This window comes from Dokdonella sp., from assembly GCF_035511235.1.
In the GTDB taxonomy this organism is placed as follows: Bacteria; Pseudomonadota; Gammaproteobacteria; order Xanthomonadales; family Rhodanobacteraceae; genus Dokdonella.
In genome coordinates, this window is record NZ_DATKFQ010000016.1 from 1 (window position 1) to 14,942 (window position 14,942).

Genomic DNA, 14,942 nt, shown 5'->3' on the forward strand with positions numbered 1-14,942 from the left:
CCTCGACACGGATGCCGACCGCATGGAAGCGCTCGACATCGAGATCGAGGAGATCGAGTCGCGCCAGCACCGCTGGTCGCCCGAGCAGCTCGCGAAGGCGGGCGCGATCGCGACCATCGGCTCCGGAGGAGCCCTCCTTATTCACCGGGGCCTCGTGCGACCCAACGACGCTGCGGCACTCAAGCCCAGGCGGGGCGCGGGGGCGAGCACAGTGGCGGGCACGAAGGCGACGAGCAAGCCGGTCGAGGATCTGTCTGCGCGCCTGACGCTGCGCCTCAGCGCGCATCGTACGGCCATCCTGCAGGGCGCCGTGGCGGCACGGCCGCACCTGGCACTCGCGCTGCTCGCGTTCGCGCTGCTCAAAGACTATTGCTACCGCGGCACCCGGGAGTGGTCGATCCTCCGCCTGCGCGCGCCGGAGCTCGTGCCGCTCGAGCAGCACGCCGGCGAGCTGGCCAGCGCGCGCCACTGGATCGATCGTAACGACCAGCTCAACGCGATGCAGGAGACGCTGCCGCCGGCGACCGAGCTGCTCGGCTGGCTGATCGCGCAGCCGCTCGAGCGGCTTACGCAGCTCCTCGCCGACTGCATCGCGATGTCGGTCGACACGTTGCTGACCTCCGGTGACGACGGCGCGGAGCGTGAGCGCACGATCAAGACCGTCGTCGCCGCGGCCGGCATCGATTTCGCCGACTACTGGCAGCCGACCCGCGCCACGCTCCTCGATCACATCCCGCGCGGCGCGCTCGAGGAGCTCGTCGGCGAGCTCGCCGGCGACCTCTCACTGTCGCGGCTGTCCGGACTTAAGAAGGCGGAGGCGGCCGAATCCGCGGAGCAGATGGTCGCCAACTCGCGCTGGCTGCCGAAGCTGATGCGCTTCGCGTCGCCGCGCGTCCCGGCGGACAACGTCACGCCGACTCTCAAGCCCAACGCCAAGGCGAAGGCGCCGGTCAACAGCAACGGATCGGGCGCGCGGGCTGGCGCGACAAAGCCCGCCGCGAAGAAGGGCAAGGCGGTCGGCAACTCGAGCAAGACGCCGGCCAAGCCCAAGGCCGCGAAGGCGGTCAAGACGGCGACCAAGCCGGCCGCCAAGAAATCCGCCCCGCCGGCCGCGAAGAAGCCCGCGAAGAAGGGAGGCAAGGCATGATGCCCTCGAACCCCACCGTCGTCGCCATCGCGTGGTGGCACCCGTCGACCGGCCGCGTCGTACTCGACTGCGACATGACGCCGGAGCGCCGCCAGGCGCCGAGCTGGTTCCCGCTGAGCATGGTCGATCGCGCGGCGGCAGTCGCGGCCCGCGTCGCGCCGGACGGCCATCACTACGTCTACGCCACGGCCGACGGCGAAGTGATTCGCACCGACGGAGGCGGGCGCGAAATCAACGGCAGTCGCCCGCTCCGCGCGATCCCGTACTACTACACACCGCCGACGGTGGACGTCGACGTCGAGCAGATGCTCGAGGCGTGCGTGCCGGGCGGCAGCATCTGCGACCCGCAGGCGATCGCGGACGAGATCCGGCGGTGGTACGACGCGCGGCGCTCCGACGTGCACTCGGACGATCTCGCAGTCGACCGGTTCGCGCGCGCGATGAAGGACAAGCTTGCGGCCGCGCGCGCGAAGGGACGCGGCGGATGGGACGACAAGGCTGACTGCACCCAGGAGCACCTTTCAAACCTGCTGCGGCAGTCTGTGGAGAAGGGCGACCCGCGCGATGTCGCCAACTTCTGCATGTTCCTGCACGACCGGGGCGAGGCGATCCTCGAGGCTTCGACCGGACCGCTCCCGATCGATGAGTGGTTCGATCCGGCGCGGCTTCCCGCTCGAGACGAGTTCGGCCTGGTGACGCACCCTGACCTGTCGCTCGTTATCGGTCACGACGACGACGAAATCGACGGCTCAAGGTTCCGTGCACTTCTTGATGGCCTTGGGTTCGATATCCATTCCGTGAGCGAGGAGATGCCGTTCGATGCCGAGAACGTGCTTTGGTTCGATCCGCAGCCGCCGGCCGGTCAAGGATGGCGCCTCGTCACGATCTTCGACACGGAAGACAGCGAGGCGGTCGCCTGGTTCGCTCGGCCGGTCCTCGCGCTGCCACATCGCGCGGACGGAAGCAGCGGCGAGCCGCTGTTCGGGCCACCGATCCCCTACAAGCCGGGCGAGGAGCTGCAGGCCGATGTCGTGCTCGCGCTGCTCGGCCTCGGCTGTTGCGCGTGCGGTGCCGAGATCGTCACGCGCGAGTCGATCAAGCGCTACGACGGCAGCGTGTCGCACTACTGCGTGCCGACTCGGAGGCTGACGCGATGAGCGCGCTCGGCGAAATGGTCAAGGCCGCGCGAGCTGCGCGCGGACTCTCTCTTGAAGAGGCCGCCAGCATGCTTCAGAAGCCGGTGGATCTCGAGGCGCTGCGCGAGCGGTATAGGCCCACGATCGTCCCCCCTTGCCGCGTGTGCGGCGGAGAGCTGTCGATTGCCGCGATCGGTGGCGGTCAGCCAACCCGCTGGGCTTGTGGCGGGAGGGTGGACAATCCAGAGCGCCCCGGATACAGCATGGATGCGCCGGGGCGCTGGAGCAATGCGCCTCCCGGCACGCCAAGCGAATACGGACCAGGCGGCCACTACCACGACTCTGAGTGGGTGGACCGGCGGCAAGGCGGTGACCCCAGCGTCATCGCGATACTGGACGAGCTGATCGCGCGCCGGGCGCGCGATGCGGTCGCATCGTTCCAGTCGCGCGTGGCGCCGTGGATGGCGGCGTGCTTCGGCGATGCGATCGCGTCCGATGTCGTCGAACGCTGCGATCGGTTCGTCGAGGAAGCGATCGAGTTGACTCAGTCGCTCGGACATTCAGCCGAGCGCGCGCATGCGCTGGTCGATTACGTCTACGGGCGCCCGAAGGGTGGGCCGGAACAGGAGGTCGGCGGGGTGATGGTGACGCTTGCCGCTCTCTGCCTTGCCACTGGATGCAACATGCACGCGGCTGGAGAAGCGGAACTGGTCCGCATCTGGATCAAGATCGACCAGATCCGGGAGAAGCAGGCAGCGAAGCCGGCCGGATCGGCGCTGCCGGTGGCAACCGAGCGCCGCGCCCGGGATGCGGCCATCACCGAGCTGACCGCCACGATGGAGTGGTACGCGGGACTAGTCGAGGGCTGCCGACGGCTCGGAACTTCCGGGGACGCATGCCGAGAGACGCTAGCGGCAGACGGCGGAAAGCGTGCTCGCCGTGCGCTGCTCGCCGTGCGCGGAGGTGCGCCGCAATGACCGAGCGCCCCATCAATCTGCGCAGGCACGAGGTGCCCGGAATTCTGGACGGGAGGCAGACGCAGCTGCGGCGGCCCGTCAAGGACCTGATCTTCGACCCGTATGAGGGCAGGCCCTACCGTATCCGCCTTGCTGATACCGATCTGGCCGGCGACGCCATCAAGATTGACTTCGACAGCGGCCGCGCGCACTGCCCCTACGGCAAGCCAGGCGATCGGCTGTTCGGTCGCGAGATCTGGATGCCGGGCTACGAACACGATGCGGACGATGCCGCTGGCCCACGAGTGTCCGTCATCTATCGTGCGGACTCGGCCGAAGAGCGTGTGGCTGCGCCAAGCCGGGATCTTGCGGAGCAATGGCGACGCGACTTCTCAGAGGATGGCCACACGCCACCGCGCTGGCGCTCTCCCATCGCCATGCCCCGCTGGGCAAGCCGCATCCTGCTCGAGGTCACAGACGTGCGCGTCGAGCGGGTGCAGGACGGCGAAGGTGAGACCGGTTTCGAGAGCCGGTATCTCGCCGAGGGCATCAATCGAATCCATCACGGTGACGGCGAGCACTACTACAGCGCGCTTCGGGACGAGCCGCACCCCAAGAACTGGGTCGATCCATTCGATGCGTGGCGCGAGCTGTGGACATCGATCCACGGCCCCGGCTCGTGGGACGCCAACCCGTGGACCTGGGTCATCGGGTTTCGGTCGGAGGCGTAAGCATGGCTCCCGAAACTCTCAACCTCACCGAGGCCGCCCGCTATCTCAAGCTCGGCTACGAAGCGATGCAGGCCCTGTTCGAGCAGGGCCTTGTACCCGGGGTTTCGCTCAACCAGAAGCACACCCTCTTCCTGCGCAGCGACCTCGACGCATGGATCCACGAGACCGCGCGCCGCCAGGCCGAGGAGCGCCGACATGGCGTTCTGCCGGCGGATCGCGCGGTGGCTTCGCCCCGCGCGCGCCGCACGCGCCGCGGCATGCCGAAGCCGGATCTCGACGCCAACGAGCGTCGCCTACTCTAACCACGGAGGTTCCCTAGTGCGTCAGTCACGTTCCGGATCCCTACTCGAGACCGCAGTTTCGACGGCGATCGGCTTCGTCGTTTCCTGGTGCGCGACACTGATCGTGCTCCCTCTCTTCGGCCATGCGGTCACCGCAGGCCCTGCCTTCGGCATCACGTGCATCTACACCGTGTTATCCGTGCTGCGCGGCTACGCGGTGCGACGCGCTTTCAATCGTCTTGCTGCCCGGCGCGCCGCGCGGGTCATTGGAGGCGGCAATGCGCAATAACAAACTGCAGGCGGCGATCCAGCGTGCCGGGAGCGTGACGCTCGACGGTGCGCGCATCCGCGGCAAATTGATCCGCATGCTCCGCGAGTATCCGGATATCGAGACCAACCTGAGAGTCGACTTCCGAGGCTGTGTCGTGCCGAGTCGGGGCTGGGCGCTCGATGAAGCTCTCGCAGACTTCATCCGCCGCGCGACGCAGCACGACTATCGCCGCCACCGGCACCGGCAGATGTTCGCGCGCCGCGGCGCGTGACCGACGTCGCCGTCCTTTTCGCCCGGGCCGATAGCATCTACAAGACCATGCCCGGTTGCGATGTCTACGACGCCGAGCGCAATGCGCTGACGTACCGCGGCGGCGCGCCGATCATTGCGCATCCGCCGTGCCGGGCGTGGGGACGGTTGAGCTACTTCGCAAAGCCGAGATACGGCGAGCGCAAACTCGCGATATGGTCGGTACTGCACATCCGCCGCAATGGCGGCGTGCTGGAACACCCCGTAGCGTCGAAGCTGTGGCCGGTGATGCGCTTGCCGGCGCCTGGGAAGCGCGATGCCTAGGGCGGCTGGACATTGGTCGTGGATCAGGATTGGTGGGGGCACCGCGCGGAAAAGCGCACAGCGCTCTACATCGTCGGCTGCGATCCGCGCGACATACCGCCGCTACCGATCCGCATCGATGAGCCTGCCTACGTCGTGTCGCCGTGGCGTGGCCTGCGCGCCGGCATGCCCGGATACCGGCCGCAACTGCGCAAGGCCGAGCGCGAAGCAACGCCGCCGGCATTCGCCGCCTGGCTCGTCGAGCTCGCGCGCCGCACGACAGCGCCATCACGTGCCTACCAAAGACGCGCGGCCAGCTTCGAGCCGCGCAGGTTGGCATAGCGCGCGAGCGACCGAAGGTCCTTGTGCCCGGTGATCTTGGCGATCTCCATTTCGCTCAGCTGTGTGCGCTCAAACAGCCGGCTCGTCGCCTCGTGCCGCAGGTCGTGGAAATTGAGGTCCTCACAGCCGGCCGCGAGGAATATCCTCTTGTACTGACGCGACAGCTGCGACGTCGTGCGCGCGAGAGATTTCGCCTGCGGCTTGCCGTCCCACCACGGAAACAGCTGGCCACCGGGATGCTTGCGCAGGTACTTGGTCAGCACCTTGCGCGCGACGCTCGTCAACGGCACCTGCCGCTTGCTGCCGTTTTTGGTTCGATCGAGGAAGATCGTTCGGCGAGCCAGGTCGACCTGGCGCACGTCGAGCGTGAACATCTCGCGCATGCGCATCCCCGACTCGAGTGCCAGGTCGAACATGGCCGTCAGCGCCGCAGCCTCTGGCAGCGCCAGCGCGCGCTGACGGCCCTCCGGCTTCTCGCCGGCGAGGATCTCGCGGATCCGTGCCTCCTCGCCCGGCTCGAGACGTCGATCGCGCTCCTTGGCGGTCTTGGCTTGGCCGTCGTTGGCGATCGCCTGGCGGGTGTCCTCGGCCGTGTAGACGGCATACCCTTTCGGTAGCGATCGCAGCGGGTTGAACGGCACGTCGCCGCTCGCGGCCAGCCAGTCGAGGCATCGCGCGAGCGCGCCGACGTGGTGCCGGATCGTCACGGGCGAGAGGTTGTCCTCGCGCTTCATCCGCGTGATCCACGACTGCGCCCACGCGAACGTCAGCGCCTTGAGCTCGAGCGTCGACGGCAACCGCGCGACCACGATGTTGAGGCACGCCTGATCGCCGGCGCTGACGTGCTGCTCGCGCATGTATCGGACGACGTGGCTGCGCAGCGTGGCCGCCGCCTCGGCCTCAATCAGCTCATGCGGGATCAGTCCGCGATCGAGCTGCGCCTCGAGGCGGCGCACGTACTCGTCTCCCTCGGCCTGGTCGCGAAACGTCAGATAGAGCGGCCGCGGCAACAGCGCGCGACGCACCACGTAGTACCAAGATCCGTTGCGCAGCCGTTTCGTCGCCATGCTCGCTCCCCAGCGAAACTCGCGTACACGGCAAACAGTACCACTATCACTGAGTTTGACACACGAAAACGCGTGTCAGGCACTGGATTTAACCCGGGAAAGCCGGGATTTCACGCAACAAAAAGCCCGCATCGGCGGGCTAAGTGTTTGAATTTCTTGGAGGCCTGAGTCGGAATCGAACCGGCGTACACGGCTTTGCAGGCCGCTGCATGACCACTCTGCCATCAGGCCGATGGCGCGACACCACATCCTGAGGGAAAACGCCGCGGACGGCGCCGGCCCCTTAAACAACAAAACCTCGGCGGGCCGAGGTTTTGGTGGAAAGCCTGGAGCGGGAAACGAGACTCGAACTCGCGACCCCGACCTTGGCAAGGTCGTGCTCTACCAACTGAGCTATTCCCGCCCGGGACGCGCATATTACGGAATGGCGTGAGAGTGTCAACAGAAACTGCCGCGATCGCATGAAAAATCTTTCGCCGAGCCGCTGGCAGGCGGTCGGTGAACGGCCGCCGGCGCGATCCGGAAAGGAACCGCCGCGGAATCGATCGCGCGAGCGGCTGTCCAGGGAGAACGGCCGCGAGCTACGCTCAGCGTTCGATCGAGGAGCCGGACGGGCCCGCTTCCCGGCCGCCGCTCAGACGCGGCCGCTGTCGTTGTCGCGCAGCGCCGGCCAGGCCGCGCGCACGTAGATCAGCGCGGACCAGATCGTCAGCACCGCCGCCACCACCAGCAGCGCCTCGCCGATGCGGTACAGGCGCAGTTCGGGCACGTCGCGCTGATGCAGGCAGACCACGATCGCGACGATCTGCATCGTCGTCTTGAGCTTGCCGATCCAGGCCACGCCGACCTTGGCGCGCTGGCCGATCTCGGCCATCCATTCGCGCAGCGCCGAGATGCTGATCTCGCGGCCGACGATGATCGCGCTGGCGACCGCCATCAGCGGCGTCGGGTTCTGCTGCACCAGCAGGAACAGCGCCACCGCGACCATCAGTTTGTCGGCGACCGGGTCGAGGAACGCGCCGAACGCCGAGGTCAAGTCGTAGCGACGCGCGATCCAGCCGTCGAGCCAGTCGGTCAGCGCCGCCAGCACGAACACGCCGGCCGCGGCGATGTTCGACCAGGTGGCGGTGCGCGGGAAGTATTCGGGCAGATAGAAGACGACGATGATGACCGGCAGCAGCACGATGCGGAACAGCGTGAGGATCGTCGGCACGGTCAAGGTCATGGAGCGGGTCCCTCAGCCGTGGAACACGGCGTAGATGCGTTCGGCCAGGTCGCGGTGGATGCCTTTGACCTGCATGATTTCCTCCACGCCGGCCGCCGCGAGTCCGGTCCGGCCGCCGAAGTGCTTGAGCAGCGCCGCGCGGCGCTTGGCCCCGATGCCGGCGATCTCCTCCAGCGTGCTCGCCTCGCGCGCCTTCTCGCGGCGGCCGCGATGGCCGGTGATCGCGAAACGATGCGCCTCGTCGCGGACCGCCTGGATCAGATGCGAGGCCGGCGATTCGGGCCCGGGCCAGAGGGTGCGGCCTGTGTCGCCCAAGATCAAGGTTTCCTCGCCGGCGCGGCGCGCCTCGCCTTTGGCGACGCCGACCACGTTGAGCCCTTCGACGCCGAGTTCGGCCAGCACGTCCAGCGCCTGGCGCACCTGGCCTTTGCCGCCGTCGATCAACAGCACGTCCGGCAGCACGCCCTCGCCGTCGCGGATGCGCCGGTAGCGCCGCAGCAGGGCCTGACCCATCGCCGCGTAGTCGTCGCCGGGCGTGATGCCGGTGATGTTGAAGCGCCGGTACTGCGACTTCTCGGCGCCCTCGGGGCCGAACACGACGCACGAGGCGACGGTGGCCTCGCCCATCGTGTGGCTGATGTCGAAGCACTCGATGCGGCGTGGCGTCTCCTCGAGGCCGAGCAGGTCGCGCAGCGCCTCGAACCGCGTCGCCAGCGTCTGCCGGCTGGCCAGGCGCGCATCGAGCGCGGCCTGCGCGTTCTTGAGCGCGAGCTCGAGGAAGCGCGCGCGCTCGGCGCGCACGCGCGCCTTGATTTCGACCGCGTGTCCGGCCTGCCCGCCGAGCGCCTCGGCGATCAGCTCGGCCTCCTCGGGCAGATGGCTGACGATCAGTTCCTCGGGCAGCGGCCGCTCCAGGTAGTACTGCACGATGAACGAGGCGATCACCGCCGGCGGCTCGGCATCGCCGCCGAGCCGCGGAAAGAAGTCGCGCGAGCCCAGGCTGACGCCGTTGCGGAAGAACAGCACGCTGATGCAGGCGATGCCGTTGCGGATCGCGCAGGCGATCACGTCCATGTCGGCGCTGGCGCCCTGCACGTAATGGCGCGCCTGGATGCGCTGCAAGGCGGTGATCCGGTCGCGCACGGCCGCGGCGCGCTCGAACGCGAGCGCCGCGCTGGCACGTTCCATCGTCGCGACCAGCTCGTCCTGGACCAGCTTGGAGCGCCCTTCGAGGAACAGCGTCGCGTGGCGCACGCTGTCCTGGTAGTCGGCCGCTTCGACCAGGCCGACGCACGGCGCCGTGCAGCGGCCGATCTGGTGCTGCAGGCACGGCCGCGAGCGGTTGCGGAAATAGCTGTCCTCGCAGTTGCGCAGCCGAAAGAGCTTTTGCAGCAGGCCGATGCTCTCGCGCACTGCGGCGGCACTTGGATACGGCCCGAAATAGCGGCCGCCCTCGTTGCGCGCACCGCGGTGGAACGCCAGGCGCGGCCATTCGCCGGCGGTCAGATGGATGTACGGGTAGCTCTTGTCGTCGCGCAGCAGGATGTTGTAGCGCGGCTTGAGCGACTTGATCAGCTGCGATTCGAGCAGCAGGGCCTCGGCCTCGGTGCGCGTCAGCGTGACCTCGATGCGCGCGATCTGCGAGACCATCGAGGCGATGCGCGGTTCCAGCCGCGGCTTCAGGAAGTAGCTGCCGACGCGCTTGCGCAGGTTGCCGGCCTTGCCGACGTAGAGCAGGTCGCCGGCGGCGTCGAACATGCGGTAGACGCCGGGTGCGCCGCTGAGCGTGCTGACGTATACCTTGCCGTCGAAGCCGGCGCGGTCCTCGGGTGGGATCATCGGCCCATTTTAGTCCGCAACGGCGCGTTCAGTCCGCCACGCCGACGCGCCGGGCCGATCCGTCGGTCAGGTCCACGCGCACGATCTCGTGGCCGCCGGTATTGGCGATCCACAACGCGCCGGCGGCGACCGACAGCCCCGAGGGCTCGTTCAGCCGGTAGCCGATGCCGGGCCGGTGCACCTTGGCCGCGGCGAGGTTGATCAGCTTGATCGCGTCGTTGTAGGTGTCGGCGACGAATACCGAGCCGCGCGGCCCGGCCGCGACCGCCAGCGGATGCTGCAGCCGCGCGGCCGCGCAGGGGCCGACCGCATCGCCGAACTGGTAGAGGCCGGCGCCGACCACGGTCGTCACGCGGCCGTCGGCGAGCCGCACCAGGCGCACCGCCGAGGCGGCCGCGTCGGCGACGACCAGCTGGCCGGCGCTGACCGCCAGGCCGCTCGGCTGGGCCAGCGCGGCCTGCACGCCGGCGCCGTCGATCCGGTCGAGCGCGCCGCTGCCGGCGAGCACGCCGGCGCGGCGGCCGATCAGGTCCACCTGCCAGATCTGGTTGAGGCCGGCCATCGCGACGTAGAGATGGTCGCCGACGATCGCCAGATCGGCCGGCGCGCAGGCCGCCAGACCGTGCAGGTCGCTGTCGCGCGGGCGCCGGTAGCCGGGCACGCCGGTGCCGAGCAGCGTGCGGATGCCGCCGTCGGCGAGATCGACGCTGCGCACCGCGTGGTTGCCGCGGTCGGCAACGTAGAGCTGGTCGCGGTGCAGGGCCAGTCCCTGCGGATCGCTGAACGCGGTGTCCTCGCCGCTGCCGTCGGCGAAGCCGGCGTGGCCCGAGCCGAAGCAGCGCAGCACGCGGCCGTGGTGATCGCATTCGAGCACGCGGTCGTGGCCGCTGTCGGCGACGTAGAGCAGGCGCTCGGTCGCCAGCAGCTTGCCGGGGAAGCGCAGGCTCGCGCGCGGCTCGGGACGGATCGCCGGCAGCGCGCTCTCGAACACGCGCAGGCCGTGTCCGGCCGCCTCGTCGAGCAGCGCGGCGACCAGATCGTCGAGCGGATCCATTGAACCGGCGCCGGCCACGCGCGCGGCCAGCCGCCCTTCGGCGTCGATGACCGCGACGGTCGGCCAGGCGCTGACGCCGTAGTCGCGCCAGACCGCGAAGGCTGGGTCGCTGGCGACCGGATGCTCGATGCGCAGGCGATTGACCGCGCGCCGCACCGCAGCGGGCGCGCATTGCGCGGCGTACTTGGGGCAGTGGATGCCGATCACGCAAAGCCCGTCGTGGTGGCGCGCCTGCAGCGCCGCCAGGTCCGGCACCATCGCCGCGCACTGCGTGCTGTCGCCGGTCCAGAACCAGACCAGCACGACGCGGCCGCGCAGCGTCGCCAGCCGCGGCGGATCGTCGGTATTGACCCAGGCCAGGCCGGACGGCAGCTCGGGCGCCTGTGGACGGATCGGGCTCATCGGCGCGATCCGTCCTCGCGCCGCAGCCGCTCGGCCAGTGCCGCGACGCCCTCGCGCGCGAGGCGCAGCACCTGCTCGAAATCGCGTTGCGAGCCGTAGTACGGATCGGGCACATCGCGGTGCGCATCGAAGCCCGCGAACGGCAGGAACAGCGCGACGCGATCGCGCGAGGCGGCCGGGCAGACGCGCTCGAGCGCGCGCAGATTGATCGTGTCCATCCCCAGCACGTGGTCGTAGTCGGCGAAGTCGGCCGCGCCGACCTGACGTGCGCGATGCGCCGCCATCGGATAGCCGGCCGCCTCGGCGACCGCGACCGCGCGGCGGTCGGCCGGTGCGCCGACGTGGTAGTCCTCGGTGCCGGCCGAGGCGACCGTCGCGGCAAGGCCGGCGCGCGCCAGCTCGACACGCGCGACCGCCTCCACCGTCGGCGAACGGCAGATGTTGCCCATGCAGACGAACAGGACGCGCGTCACCGCGCCGCTCCGGCCAGCAGCCGCTCGGCGCGAGCCAGATCCTCCGGCGTGTCGACGCCGGGCGGGAACGGCTCCGGCGCGATGCCGACCGCGATCGCGTGGCCGTGCTCGAGCGCGCGCAGCTGCTCCAGCGACTCGGCCTGTTCGAGCGGCGTGCGCGCGAGCCGCGCGAACGCGCGCAGGAAGCCGGCGCGATAGGCGTAGATGCCGATGTGGCGCAGGAACGGCACGCCGTCGGGCAGACGGGTGCGGTCCGCCGCGAACGCATCGCGCGGCCACGGCAGCGGCGCGCGGCTGAAGTACAGCGCGCGGCCGTCGGCGCCGCGCACCAGCTTGACGCAGTTGGGGTCGAACAGCTCCTCGACCGATCCGATCGGCGTCGCCAGCGTCGCCATCGGCGCGGCGCCGGCGGCCAGCGTCGTGGCGACCGCGCGGATGCCGCTGGCCGGCGCCAGCGGCTCGTCGCCCTGCAGATTGACGACGATCGTCTCGTCCGGCCAGGCGCGCCGCGTCGCGCACTCGGCGAGGCGGTCGCTGCCCGAGGCATGGCCGGCATCGGTCATCACGACCTCGACGCCGCTGCCGGCCAGCGCCTCGGCGATGCGCGGCGCGTCGGTCGCGACGACGACCTCGGCCGCGCCGGCGGCCAGCGCGCGCCGCGCGACGTGCACGATCATCGGCACGCCGCCGATCGGCAGCAGCGGCTTGCCCGGCAGGCGGGTCGAGGCGTAGCGGGCGGGAATCGCGACGACGAACGGAACGGACTGGGATTCCATGTGCGAAGACCGACACTCCGGACAAAGAGCGGGAAACACGATCGGCAGGGGCCGGCGGCGTCCGTCATCGGCTGCCGGCGCGACGGCCGGCCGCGATTGCGCTGCGTCGCGACGCAGCGATACCGCCGTCGCCCCCTTGCGACCCCCGCAGCGTAATCGACCCGAACCGGGAGCGACAGTCCGTCCGCGTGAACGCCGCCCGACCGGCGCCGCCCTGCGCACCTGACCCGGACCGCACCGGCCGCTACCATACCGCGCGCTCCCCGCCCGCTGCCGCACCGATCCTCACGTGAACACCCCTGCCCCGACCTCGCCGCTGCCATTGCGCGCGGCGCTGCTGATGGCCGCCAGCGCCTGCCTGTTCGGCCTGATGGCGGTGTCGATCCGCTACGCGTCCGCGCAGCTGCATCCGTTCGAGATCGCGTTCTTCCGCTGCCTGTTCGGCGCGCTGTTCGCGCTGCCGCTGCTGCGCGTGCACGGCATCGGCATCCTGCGCACCGACAAGCTGGGCTTCTACGTCGCGCGTTGCCTGATCGGCATGCTGTCGATGCTGGCCGGCTTCTGGGCGATGGTGCACCTGCCGCTGGCGCAGGCGATCGCGCTGTCGTATTCGACGCCGCTGTTCGTGACGATCGGCGCCGTGCTGTTCCTCGGCGAGGTGGTGCGGCTGCGCCGCTGGAGCGCGGTGGTCGCCGGCTTCGTCGGCGTGCTGGTCATCATGCGGCCGAACGGCGAGAGCTTCGCGGTCGACAGCCTGGTCGCGATCCTCGCCGCGGCGATGAGCGGCATGGTCACGATCAGCATCAAGTTCCTGTCGCGCTCGGAGCCGCCGGACCGCATCGTGCTGCTGACGACGATGCTTTGGGTACCGCTGTCGCTCGGCCCGGCGCTGACGGTCTGGCAGTGGCCACAGGCCGGCATCTGGCCGTGGCTGGTCGCGGCCGGCGCGCTCGGCACCGGCGGCCACTACTGCTGGACGCGCGCGCTGAAGCTGGCCGACGCCTCGCTGCTGGCACCGCTGAGCTATCTGCAGCTGCTGGTCGTCGCGGTGCTGGCCTGGGCGCTGTTCGGCGAGCAGGTCGACCGCTACACCGCGCTCGGCGCGGCGATCATCATCGGCGCCAGCCTCTACATCGCGCGGCGCGAGGCCTCGCTGGCACGCCAGCGCCGCGAGGAGCCGGTCGTCGTGCGCTCCGAACCGCAGGCCTGAGCGGCGGCCGATCGCGGCGCCGGCCGCAGGACGAGCGCGCCCCCTGCACAGGCGATCGAAGCCGGCTCAGGCGGGAATCGTGGATGCCGGATCGCAGCACCGTGGGATGCCGACAGCGCAGTCTGCCGCTATGCACGAGGCCGTCGCGGCCGGGCTGGACGCCGCCTGCGTGAACCGAACGAAGCTGAAGCCGGGTGCCCCCGCGCTCAGCTGCGCGGCGCGTAGCGGCGTGCGACGTAGTCGTCGATGACGCCGACGAATTCCTGCGCGATCGTCTCGCCGCGCAGCGTCATCGCCTTCTCGCCGTCGATGAAGACCGGCGCGGACGGTGCCTCGCCGGTACCGGGCAGCGAGATGCCGATGTTCGCGTAGCGCGACTCGCCCGGCCCGTTGACGACGCAGCCCATCACTGCCAGCGTCATGTTCTCGACGCCGTCGTACCGGATGCGCCACTCGGGCATCTTCGCGCGCACGTGGTCCTGCACGGTCCGCGCCAGCTCCTGGAAGAACGTGCTGGTCGTGCGGCCACAGCCCGGGCAGGCCGTCACCAGCGGCGTGAACGCGCGCAGGCCCATCGTCTGCAGCAGTTCCTGCGCGACGATGACCTCGCGCGTGCGCGATTCGCCCGGCTCCGGCGTCAGCGAGATGCGGATCGTGTCGCCGATGCCTTCCTGCAGCAGTACCGCGAGCGCCGCGGTCGAGGCGACGATGCCCTTGGAGCCCATGCCGGCCTCGGTCAGGCCCAGATGCAGCGCGTAGTCGCAGCGCGCGCCGAGGTCGCGATAGACCGCGATCAGCTCCTGCACGCCGGAGACCTTGCACGAGAGCAGAATGCGCTCGCGCGGCAGGCCCAGTTCCTCGGCGCGCGCGGCCGAGTCGAGCGCCGAACGGATCAACGCCTCGCGCGCCACGCGCGCGGCGTCCCACGGCACGTCGCGGCGGCTGTTCTCGTCCATCTGCGCGGCGACCAGGGACTGGTCGATCGAGCCCCAGTTGGCGCCGATCCGGACCGGCTTGCCGTAGCGCAGCGCCGCCTCGATGATCGCGGCGAACTGCGTGTCCTTCTTCTTGCCGAAGCCGACATTGCCGGGATTGATGCGGTACTTGGCCAGCGCCTCGGCGCAGGCCGGCTCGCGCTCGAGCAGCTGGTGGCCGTTGTAGTGGAAATCGCCGATCAGCGGCACCGCGCAGCCCATCATCGCCAGGCGGTCGCGGATCCGCGGCACCGCCGCGGCGGCCTCGAGCGTGTTGACGGTCAGCCGCACCAGCTCCGAGCCGGCACGTGCCAGCTCGGCGATCTGCTTGGCGGTGCCGACGACGTCGGTGGTGTCGGTATTGGTCATCGACTGCACGATGACCGGCGCGTCGCCGCCGACCTGGACCGAGCCGACGCGCACGGCAACGCTGGGACGGCGTCCGGCGGGACCGGAGGCGGGAGTGGGCGTGGGCTCGGTGCTCATGGGATCGCGTGCGGGCAATG

The 14,942-nt window shown here is 69.9% G+C and carries 16 protein-coding genes, 2 tRNA genes and 1 pseudogene; 10 read left to right on the top strand and 9 right to left on the bottom strand.

The genetic code is table 11. From position 1 onward, the window contains the following. From VMR06_RS08370 to VMR06_RS08410, 9 genes and pseudogenes are all read left to right on the top strand, one after another. Positions 1 to 1,147, top strand: a pseudogene (locus tag VMR06_RS08370) (hypothetical protein); the annotation flags it as partial. Next, entirely contained in the window at positions 1,144 to 2,304 is a 1,161-nt protein-coding gene (locus VMR06_RS08375; protein ID WP_325375091.1) for a hypothetical protein, read from the top strand. The pseudogene VMR06_RS08370 and the gene VMR06_RS08375, both read left to right, overlap by 4 nt. Beyond that, positions 2,301 to 3,260 (top strand): hypothetical protein, encoded by a 960-nt coding sequence (locus VMR06_RS08380; RefSeq protein WP_325375093.1) that lies wholly within the window; start codon positions 2,301 to 2,303, stop codon positions 3,258 to 3,260. Before VMR06_RS08375 ends, VMR06_RS08380 begins: the two co-directional genes overlap by 4 nt. Then, complete coding sequence (locus VMR06_RS08385; RefSeq protein WP_325375094.1) at positions 3,257 to 3,970, top strand: hypothetical protein; 714 nt, start codon at positions 3,257 to 3,259, stop codon at positions 3,968 to 3,970. The genes VMR06_RS08380 and VMR06_RS08385 overlap by 4 nt, the downstream gene beginning before the upstream one ends. Before the next feature lie 2 nt (positions 3,971 to 3,972). Next, positions 3,973 to 4,272, top strand: coding sequence for a helix-turn-helix domain-containing protein (locus tag VMR06_RS08390; RefSeq protein ID WP_325375096.1), 300 nt, complete (start codon positions 3,973 to 3,975; stop codon positions 4,270 to 4,272). A gap of 16 nt (positions 4,273 to 4,288) precedes the next feature. After that, positions 4,289 to 4,540 carry a DUF7220 family protein gene (locus VMR06_RS08395; RefSeq protein ID WP_325375098.1) on the top strand — a complete coding sequence of 84 codons (252 nt, stop codon included), beginning with the start codon at positions 4,289 to 4,291 and terminating at the stop codon, positions 4,538 to 4,540. Beyond that, positions 4,530 to 4,793, top strand: a complete 264-nt coding sequence (locus VMR06_RS08400) for a hypothetical protein (protein ID WP_325375101.1) — start codon at positions 4,530 to 4,532, stop codon at positions 4,791 to 4,793. The genes VMR06_RS08395 and VMR06_RS08400 overlap by 11 nt, the downstream gene beginning before the upstream one ends. Continuing rightward, positions 4,790 to 5,095, top strand: coding sequence for a hypothetical protein (locus tag VMR06_RS08405; RefSeq protein WP_325375103.1), 306 nt, complete (start codon positions 4,790 to 4,792; stop codon positions 5,093 to 5,095). The genes VMR06_RS08400 and VMR06_RS08405 overlap by 4 nt, the downstream gene beginning before the upstream one ends. An 18-nt stretch (positions 5,096 to 5,113) precedes the next feature. Continuing rightward, positions 5,114 to 5,416, top strand: a complete 303-nt coding sequence (locus VMR06_RS08410) for a hypothetical protein (RefSeq protein WP_325375105.1) — start codon at positions 5,114 to 5,116, stop codon at positions 5,414 to 5,416. Here VMR06_RS08410 and VMR06_RS08415 read toward each other — a convergent pair. The 8 genes from VMR06_RS08415 to kdsB all read right to left on the bottom strand — a co-directional run bounded on the left by VMR06_RS08415 (position 5,371) and on the right by kdsB (position 12,252). Then, positions 5,371 to 6,483: a site-specific integrase gene (locus tag VMR06_RS08415; protein ID WP_325375109.1), complete on the bottom strand. Its 1,113-nt coding sequence runs from the start codon at positions 6,481 to 6,483 to the stop codon at positions 5,371 to 5,373. The genes VMR06_RS08410 and VMR06_RS08415 overlap by 46 nt on opposite strands. 157 nt (positions 6,484 to 6,640) lie before the next feature. Beyond that, positions 6,641 to 6,714 (bottom strand) — tRNA-Cys (locus VMR06_RS08420). Positions 6,715 to 6,810: 96 nt separating this feature from the next. Further along, positions 6,811 to 6,886: transfer RNA gene (locus VMR06_RS08425), tRNA-Gly, on the bottom strand. Positions 6,887 to 7,117: 231 nt separating this feature from the next. Continuing rightward, positions 7,118 to 7,708 (bottom strand): CDP-diacylglycerol--glycerol-3-phosphate 3-phosphatidyltransferase, encoded by a 591-nt coding sequence (gene pgsA / locus VMR06_RS08430; RefSeq protein WP_325375113.1) that lies wholly within the window; start codon positions 7,706 to 7,708, stop codon positions 7,118 to 7,120. Between the two features lie 12 nt (positions 7,709 to 7,720). Beyond that, entirely contained in the window at positions 7,721 to 9,547 is a 1,827-nt protein-coding gene (uvrC, locus tag VMR06_RS08435; RefSeq protein ID WP_325375116.1) for an excinuclease ABC subunit UvrC, read from the bottom strand. Positions 9,548 to 9,575: 28 nt separating this feature from the next. Continuing rightward, positions 9,576 to 11,003 (bottom strand): redoxin family protein, encoded by a 1,428-nt coding sequence (locus VMR06_RS08440; protein WP_325375119.1) that lies wholly within the window; start codon positions 11,001 to 11,003, stop codon positions 9,576 to 9,578. Beyond that, positions 11,000 to 11,476 carry a low molecular weight protein-tyrosine-phosphatase gene (locus VMR06_RS08445; protein WP_325375122.1) on the bottom strand — a complete coding sequence of 159 codons (477 nt, stop codon included), beginning with the start codon at positions 11,474 to 11,476 and terminating at the stop codon, positions 11,000 to 11,002. The genes VMR06_RS08440 and VMR06_RS08445 overlap by 4 nt, the downstream gene beginning before the upstream one ends. Further along, positions 11,473 to 12,252: a 3-deoxy-manno-octulosonate cytidylyltransferase gene (gene kdsB / locus VMR06_RS08450; protein ID WP_325375125.1), complete on the bottom strand. Its 780-nt coding sequence runs from the start codon at positions 12,250 to 12,252 to the stop codon at positions 11,473 to 11,475. Before kdsB ends, VMR06_RS08445 begins: the two co-directional genes overlap by 4 nt. A gap of 289 nt (positions 12,253 to 12,541) precedes the next feature. On the opposite strand from kdsB, the gene VMR06_RS08455 reads away from it, so the two are divergent. Continuing rightward, positions 12,542 to 13,462: a DMT family transporter gene (locus tag VMR06_RS08455; protein ID WP_325375128.1), complete on the top strand. Its 921-nt coding sequence runs from the start codon at positions 12,542 to 12,544 to the stop codon at positions 13,460 to 13,462. 206 nt (positions 13,463 to 13,668) lie between these two features. Here the strand turns inward: VMR06_RS08455 and ispG are convergent, their stop codons facing one another. Beyond that, positions 13,669 to 14,922 carry a flavodoxin-dependent (E)-4-hydroxy-3-methylbut-2-enyl-diphosphate synthase gene (gene ispG, locus VMR06_RS08460; protein ID WP_325375130.1) on the bottom strand — a complete coding sequence of 418 codons (1,254 nt, stop codon included), beginning with the start codon at positions 14,920 to 14,922 and terminating at the stop codon, positions 13,669 to 13,671. Positions 14,923 to 14,942: the final 20 nt, after the last annotated feature.